Origin of the sequence: Actinomyces sp. HMSC065F11 (genome assembly GCF_001813085.1) — a bacterium.
Lineage (GTDB): Bacteria > Actinomycetota > Actinomycetes > Actinomycetales > Actinomycetaceae > Gleimia > Gleimia europaea.
The window spans coordinates 474,354-482,104 of sequence record NZ_KV811470.1 but is presented as its reverse complement, the minus strand read 5'-3'; the positions used below and the strand labels follow the sequence as shown (position 1 = coordinate 482,104).

Genomic DNA, 7,751 nt, shown 5'->3' with positions numbered 1-7,751 from the left:
GAGTCTTTTCACCATCAACCGTTACATACTTCGGTAGGTCCTTGAAGGTTGCCTTCCAGCCGTTCTCAGCGGTCAGCTCCAAAGACTTATCCGTGTCCTTGCCATCGGCCAACAGCTTGATGGTTACAGAGTCAGGACGGTCAGCCTCCACATCACCAGACCACTTCTTCTCCACAGGTACCGAGGTAACGGGCGGAGCTTCCTTGGTGTTGGTGACCACGAACCCGTCGGCTGCGCTTCCGCTAATAGAGGAGGTGTAGCCCGGAACTTCTACCTCAACAACCGTGTAAACGATCTCAGTCTTTTCACCATCAACCGTCACATACTTCGGCAGGTCCTTGAAGGTGCCCTTCCACTCGTTCTCAGCGGTCAGCTCCAAAGACTTATCCGTCTCCTTATCATCAGCCAACAGCTTGATAGTCACAGAGTCAGGACGGTCAGCCTCCGCATCACCCGACCACTGTTTTTCAACATCAATCGACGTGGGAGGTTCGTTAACGATCTCGACCTCGATGGTCTTATCTTCCTCGTTTTCCTTTGTCACTGCGCCGTGAGACATGTAGCCATCGACCTCGTGCTCGACGAAGGTCAGCTGGATCTTCTCGCCTGTCGCTGCATCAATGAGGGTGCTTGGATCGGGATAGTTGGTTCGTTCAGCCTTCCAACCGTTTTCTTCTGTGAGCTCGATGGTCTCCAGTGTCTTGTCACCAAGTTTCACGTCCACCAAAATGCTCTCGGGGCGATCCGCTGGATCATCATTAGCCCACTTCTTAACCAACTTCAGTTTCCACGGATCAGGATCGCCGAAGGTTAAAGTACCGTTGTTCGCGATGCCAGCTCCGGAAATACCAGTGCCGGTGGCCACGTTATTGGTGATCTTCACAGTCGCGAGAGTCTCTGCAATCGCCTTAGCATCCTTAGTTGGAACAGATTTGAAGGCAATGTTGTTTGAGACCGTCACATTTGGTTCGATTGGCGTGTTCTCTCCATCGGCGGAGTAGCGCGGAACCTTTCCCTCAGCAGACCAGTTACCGTGAATGCCGTAAATCGAACCGTCCTGGTACCAAGCGCGAGGACTTCCACCAAGCATGCGTTCGGTGACAACGACCGGTTTGCCTTCCTTTGGCTCATCAAATACGTGCTTGATAATGCTGGCGAAATCATCGCCGGCACCGGCGTTTTGCCCCTTGAAAACATTGGGTGCCACATTGTCAAAAATCGCCACGCCACGTGTTACGTGCATAACGGTTGAACCCGTGGGACAGTTCCACACACCGCCGCCCTGAGCACTCACAGGGTGATTGCCGGCTTGAATTAGAAAACCGGGCTCAATGACGTTGTCACGAATAAGACCGTTGTAAATCGTCACCTCGGCTTTGGTGTCGCTGTACATTGCTCCGCCACCCCAGAAGCCTTGCGAGGTGTTGTCGCTCAAAACTGCGGCGTGGATCACGGCTTTTGTGGTCCCACCGAAGGAGATGCCTCCACCAGACCTGGCAGCGCGGTTAGAAGTTATCTCGGCGCCGGCAATATCTACCTTTGCATCACCCTCTGTGTAGATCGCACCGCCGGAACCAGTGGATGCGTTCTCGGTAAACGTTGCGCCGCTGATGTTGAGCGTGCCTCCACTTTGATACAGGCCGCCGCCAACACCTTTATAATCCCCATTGTCGTTGCCTTGAACAGCAACGCCGCCTGATAGCGAAACGTCACTATTGACAAAGGCCAGTGCCGCTCCGTGTTCCGTGGTGTTCTCGTTCAAGGTGCCTCCAGTGATATTCACTGAGGCTCCCTCACCGTAAACTGCACCGCCTCGGCCATTGTATTTGGGGTGGCTGACAACATTTCCGGTTAACGTTCCATCCGCCATCTCGAAAGTTGGCTGTCCGCCGTCACGCGACCATAGGCCAATCGCGCCGCCGTAACGCAAACCGTTGTTACCACTTACCGTTCCACCCTCTACTCGAACAGTGCCGTTGTAGGCCGTGATTGGCGAGTAGTTTTCTTTTTCAACCCCTGCCGGGCGAAGTTCACCGGACTCATCTGAAACGTTGTTGCCTGAGAACTCGGCGTCTCCACCGATCGTTAGAGTTCCTCCGTCAACAAAAATGACCGGGCCCGTTACCGCAGTGTCACGGATCGCGCCGCCCACAAGACTCATATCTCCCGCGACGCTAAACTGCGCGTTGGTAAAAGTCGGGCCGGATAGGGTTAGCGCTCCACCCTCTTCGACCGTAAACAGTGGGGATCCATTTCCGCTGATCTTTCCACTACCCGTGAGGGTAACCTGCTTCCCCGCGGGCACAACCAGCGGCTGCGCTCCATCCTCCACAGTTATTTCTGATGCGATTGAGAGTTCTGTTGACTCTCCGTCACCAAGACCATTAACCGCAGCAATAACGTCGTCCCAGGAATTAATATCGGATGCCTGAGCTACTCCCGCAGACAATCCCACTGTTGCCAGCACTGTGGCCAGCAAAATTCCCAAAGACCGCACCCAACGGCCCATCATTTACTCCTCTCACAAGAGCGACCTCTGGTCTGCTAAACAACGGGCCAGATTACGCGCAACGTTACTTCGAGTCTTTCACATTTAGGACCCAATTCCCAAGCCCTTCGCAACCTTTTGGGTTAACAAATTGGGTTAACAAAATCTCTTATGTTGTCAGCCACTTTTCACGCTGCACGACACGCCAAATCGTATACGACGATCATGCTCTGCGCGGACTCACGTTGCGCTTATTTGTCTACGTAAAGTTGCATCTTGTTTCTTCGCGATTCCTCTGACAGTATGGCTTTAGTCCTATAAGTTCCCCGGCCGTTTTCCGAGGCTCTTGTTGCACTCTAAAGAAAGTGGAAAAGTGAAAAGCATAAAGCGCTACAGGTTTCTCCCAGCCTTGTGGGCAGCATGTCTAACAGTATTTCTAGTGGTAATGGGCACTGGCCTTCCTCCGGTTGCCGAGGCCGCGCCAGAGTCCCCGGACCGGCAAGTTCTGAAGTGCTATGAAGAGGGACGCATTCTGTACTGCGAGCCGGACCATCTGGAAGAACTCATCGCGCAGGCGGGAACAACTCCGACCAGGATTGAGATTGGTAACGGTACCGAAACCCTGCTGACGAAGACTATTGTCATTCCCGCTGGCGCAGATATTGAGCTAGTGGACGCAGACGCATCTGCGTGGTCATCAGAAAGCAAGATCATTCGTGATGACGGCAACTTCACCGGCAGCCTACTGAAGGTTGAGAAGGGCGCAAAACTCACGCTCTCTGATGGCACTGCGGAAGGTGAGGGCATCACTATTGACTCACGCGCACAATACGAAAATGTTGTGAAGGGCTCCAGCTTCTCCCCCACAATCCTTGTGGAGGGCGAGCTGGTGATGAACGCCGGAACCATTACCGGTGCGCGCAAGATGAGTAGCGGCGGCGAGGGCGCAGTTACCATCAAGGGCAGGGATGCAAAGTTCACTCTAAACGACGGTAAGATCACCGATAATCAGCGCAAAGGCGGCCAGTTTGGTGCGGCGAACGTTGCATTGACTGACGGCGCCACGATGGTGATGAACGGCGGCGAGATTTCTAAGGGTCAATCCGACTACAGCCCATACGCATACGGTGAAGCTGGCGGCATCGGCGTTTTTAGTGGCGCACACCTAACAATCAACGGCGGCACGCTGACTGAAAACACGGGCTGGGCCGGCAATATCAACGTGAGCCACTGGCTGAATGAGAGCAACGTAAAACCTGGTGATGACACATCAGACACGCGCTCAACACTCGTTTTCAACGACGGCGAAATCTCGTGGGGTAAAGCAGCCTTTGCCGGTGGCGGCATTGACATTTTCGGAAATGCTGACGTCACGATGAATGGTGGCACTATCGCGGACAACCAGGCGGCAAACGGCGGCGGCGTAAACGCGATGGATATGTACATTAACGGCGATCCCCGTACCTACCACGAGATCGATTCTGACGGTAGCCGATGGACCAAGAAGCACTTTGGCGAGGCCAAGCCTGAAGAGTGGACCAAGATTTCTCCTGCCCGATTCGTCATGAACGGCGGTAGCGTGTTGAACAATTGGGCCACTCGCACCGGCGGCGGCATAAACGTGATCTCGAACGCAGTGAACCTAAATGCTGGTTTGATTGACGGAAATAGCGCGGACCAGCAGGGTGGCGGCATCTACGTCGCAACGAAGTCGTATACCGCTCACTTCATGGACACCCTCATCACCGAGAACAACACAACCAATGGAGATTTTGTTGCAGTCGGCGGAGGTATTTGGCTCTGCCCCACCGGTAGCATGCTGATACATGTAACGAACGGCGTAGCAGTTTTCGACAACGAGGCCTTAAAGACTGCTGCGGATCATCACTGGGGCGACGACGTTGCGCATGACGCCTATGGAGGCTCTACTTCCGCACGCATGCTTATCGATTCGCGCATGCTAGGTGGCGGTGAACCTACCCTCTACAAGGACGGCGGATACAACCAGCCTCGTTTCGATGCCGAGAATCCTGGTAAGAAGCAGGTATTCGACGGTGAGGAGAGGGAATCCGACGAAACCAGTGATTACCGAACCTCGCTTCACAATGCGGGCCTAAAGACGATCACTGATCAGAACGCGAAGGACAACGCGAAGTCCTGGGCAAGGTTGATCATCACGAAGAATCAGGCTCCACGTGGTGGCGGTATTGGCTCAAACGGTGGCCTTGAGTTTGGAACCCCCGAAACGACCGAGGTAAAAGTTTCCAAGGCGTGGAAGGACTCTGAGGGCAACAACCTTGACGAAGCGTCTAAGATTGCAGTCAAGGTACAGCTGGTGGGAGCAGTTGGCGAGGAGAAGTTCAACGTTGGCCAGCCGGCAGAGCTGAATGCTGACAACGAGTGGACGCATACGTTCAAGGACCTGCCCAAGACCAAGACCATTGACGGCGAACAGGTGGAGATCGAGTACTCGGTTGAAGAGCTTTCAGTTGATGGCTTCACCTCTACGGTTTCAGGCGATGCGAAGGATGGTTTCACCATCACTAACGTGCAGAACCCGCCGACGGAGACCACTCCAGAGCCAACCCCCGAGACAACACCAACACCGGGGCCTACTCCAGAAACAACGCCAGGGCCTACCCCGCACAAGCCCGAGAAGCCGCGTGAGCCGATGCCGCGCACAGGTGTTGAGATTGGCTCCGCTATTGCCCTCGCACTCGCCCTGCTTGGCGGCGGCGTAGTGCTAGTAAGGCGCAACCGGGCATAACGCACCAAATGCGCAGCCTAACAAACCGGGCAGCGCATAGCCCGTAACAGTTTGGCCGGTCACTTCAAGTGAAGTGGCCGGCCAAACTCATTTAACGCATGTCTCGCACAGTCTTTGTCCTACGCCCCGTACAGCGCAAGGCTCGGCAGTACCGTGACGGCTCACAATAGGAGCAAGCTCGCCTAAAGCGCGGCTAGACCGGCCTCGTAGGCAATCACATACTCGCGCAGGTCTTGGGGCAGGTATTCGAGGGCGGTATCGGACATCAATCGCATTTGGGGGTCTACTCCCCCGTTGTGCTTGTAATACGCCCAGGCGATCGAACCGGTGATGGCCCCCATGGTGTCGGCATCACCACCCAGCCAGATGGTGTTACGGATTGCCTGCTCAAAGCTTTCAGATTCCAAGAACGCCTGGATAGCTTGCGGCACTGTTTCCTGACAAGATGAGTAAAACCCGTAAGTGGGTTTGATTTGTTTGATGGTGAAATCGAGGTCATAGAAGTTTTCGCGAATGTAGCCTGCTATCTCCTGCTGTGTTTTACCTGTTTGCGCTAGGTAGATCGCGGCAGCTACAGCCTGCGCCCCTTTAATCCCTTCGGGATGATTATGCGTGACTTCCGCACTGGCCTTAGCAAAATACAAAGCCTCGTCAAGGCTGGTGGCAAGTTCTGCCGCTGCGCAAACCCGCATTGCGCTACCATTTCCCCACGAGTTGTACGGCTCTGGATTCTCTTCTTCTAACCACACCCCAAAACTGCCGCCGTATGCGCCTTTCGGGTATGGAAACCTCCGTCCCATAGTCTGCATGTGAGATACGAGGAGGCCGTGCAGGTGCTGATCCGATCTGACTTGCGCATTAAGGGTCTGGTAGTCCTTGATGGCCATGGCAACCGCGATGGTCATCAAGGAGTCATCAGTGAAGTCCGCAGCTTGAGGAAACAGCTCAAAATCGTAAGTATCGACGGGCCTAAACTCATATACTGAGCCCACTACGTCACCAACTATCGCACCGATCATTCTCCGCTCCTGTTCAAATATTGTTGCCTTGGATAGACGTTGTGGACCCAGCTCCGGCAACTATTTTTGCTTTGCAATCTACTTAAACCCAATTTTGCAAATTATGCAGTTTTTGCGAAGTAGCCCACGCTCGAGACGCTCTTATTTGCAAAATTCGCCATTTTTGTAAATAAGCCTCCCTTTTTATCGTGGCAAAACGATGATGCGATCACTCTGCCCCATTTATGGCGTGAGTTCCCTTGTATTTCGCGGGCTAAAGCACAAACATACATGCGCATATCGTAGGATCGCCTTATGCGCACAGTGTCAAAAGTTTTCATCTCTTTAATCGCAGTGCTTGTTCTTGCACTTGCGGGAGTTTTCGGCTTTGCCCAAACCTATAGCGCGAAGGCTCTACCCCGCACTACCGTTGCGGGCATTGATGTAAGCGGTAAGACGTCCAGTCAGATCGAGCAGCAGGTGGAGGCCGCCGCAAGCGAACGCAACCTCGATCTAACTATTGAGGGAAAAACCGTGAGCGTGCCCTTGGCTGACACGGGTTTTAGTGTTGATTCGGCTAAAACAGCACGGGAAGCGTTGGAGCCTTCCGCTTCGATTTGGAGCCGCGCAAGCGGGCTTATGTCGTCTCGACACATTCCAGCTGCTGTGAATGTGGATGAGCCCGCGTTCGCACAGTTTGTTGAGTCGTTGAACGCGAACACGTCGTCTCCTACAAAGGAAGCGTCCGTTTCTTGGAATGGCGACCATTTTGTGGCCGCGCCTGGCGCAGCGGGCATGGCTGTTGATGCGGACCAGGTGCGCAAAATAGTTGAGGACGCTGCAACGGAGCTGACCGGCTCAGCTTCGGCGCAGATTTCTGTGGCGCAGCGCGAACCACAAGTTAGCACTGCGCAAGCTGAATCCGCAGCTGGACAAGCAAATGAGTTAGTGAACGCTTCCGTGGAGCTTGGTGACGGCATCGAATCATACGAGGCCACCCGCGACGACATTGCAAAGTGGGTCTCTTTTGACGCTACCAACGGTTTAGCTCCCTCGTTTGACGCGACAGCGATTGCGAGTTGGGTTTCACAGATTGCAGATAAGACGAACGAGGATCCCACGCCCGGCATTCAAAACGTGGATGTGAACGGCAAGGTACTGATTAACGCGCTGGAAGGCAAGAAAGGCTGGAAGGTGAATAACCTTGACGCTGTTTCCGGCCAGGTGGTGCAGGCCGTGCAGGCGGGTAAGCCGTTTAGTGGGTCGTTTGATTACGACGAGGTTCAGCCCAGCTATGAGCAGCGCAAGATTGCTCCGGGTGCTGAGAACCTGCCCTACCCGGCGGCGCCGGGTGAGAAGTGGATTGACATTAACCTCACTACCGCCCAGATGACGTGCTATGAGGGTACTGAGGTTGTGCGCGGCCCGATTCCAATTGTTCCAGGCAAGCCGTCCTCGCCCACGGTGGACGGGCATTTCAACGTGTATTTGCAGTATG

Annotated in this window: 4 protein-coding genes; 2 read left to right on the top strand and 2 right to left on the bottom strand. The window is 54.2% G+C overall.

Annotation, left to right across the window (positions count from 1 at the left end):
• Window positions 1-2,509 (bottom strand): Cna B-type domain-containing protein (locus HMPREF2891_RS04640; protein WP_261666837.1); only part of this gene is annotated, 2,509 nt, incomplete at its 3' end.
• 424 nt (window positions 2,510-2,933) lie between these two features.
• Here HMPREF2891_RS04640 and HMPREF2891_RS04635 point away from each other — a divergent pair.
• Window positions 2,934-5,255, top strand: coding sequence for a Cna B-type domain-containing protein (locus tag HMPREF2891_RS04635; protein ID WP_148131720.1), 2,322 nt, complete (start codon window positions 2,934-2,936; stop codon window positions 5,253-5,255).
• 182 nt (window positions 5,256-5,437) lie between these two features.
• On the opposite strand, the gene HMPREF2891_RS04630 is transcribed toward HMPREF2891_RS04635, so the two are convergent.
• Complete coding sequence (locus HMPREF2891_RS04630) at window positions 5,438-6,274, bottom strand: ADP-ribosylglycohydrolase family protein (protein ID WP_070664033.1); 837 nt, start codon at window positions 6,272-6,274, stop codon at window positions 5,438-5,440.
• A gap of 294 nt (window positions 6,275-6,568) precedes the next feature.
• Here HMPREF2891_RS04630 and HMPREF2891_RS04625 point away from each other — a divergent pair.
• Window positions 6,569-7,751: L,D-transpeptidase family protein (locus HMPREF2891_RS04625; RefSeq protein ID WP_070664032.1), on the top strand; the 1,183-nt coding region annotated here is incomplete at its 3' end.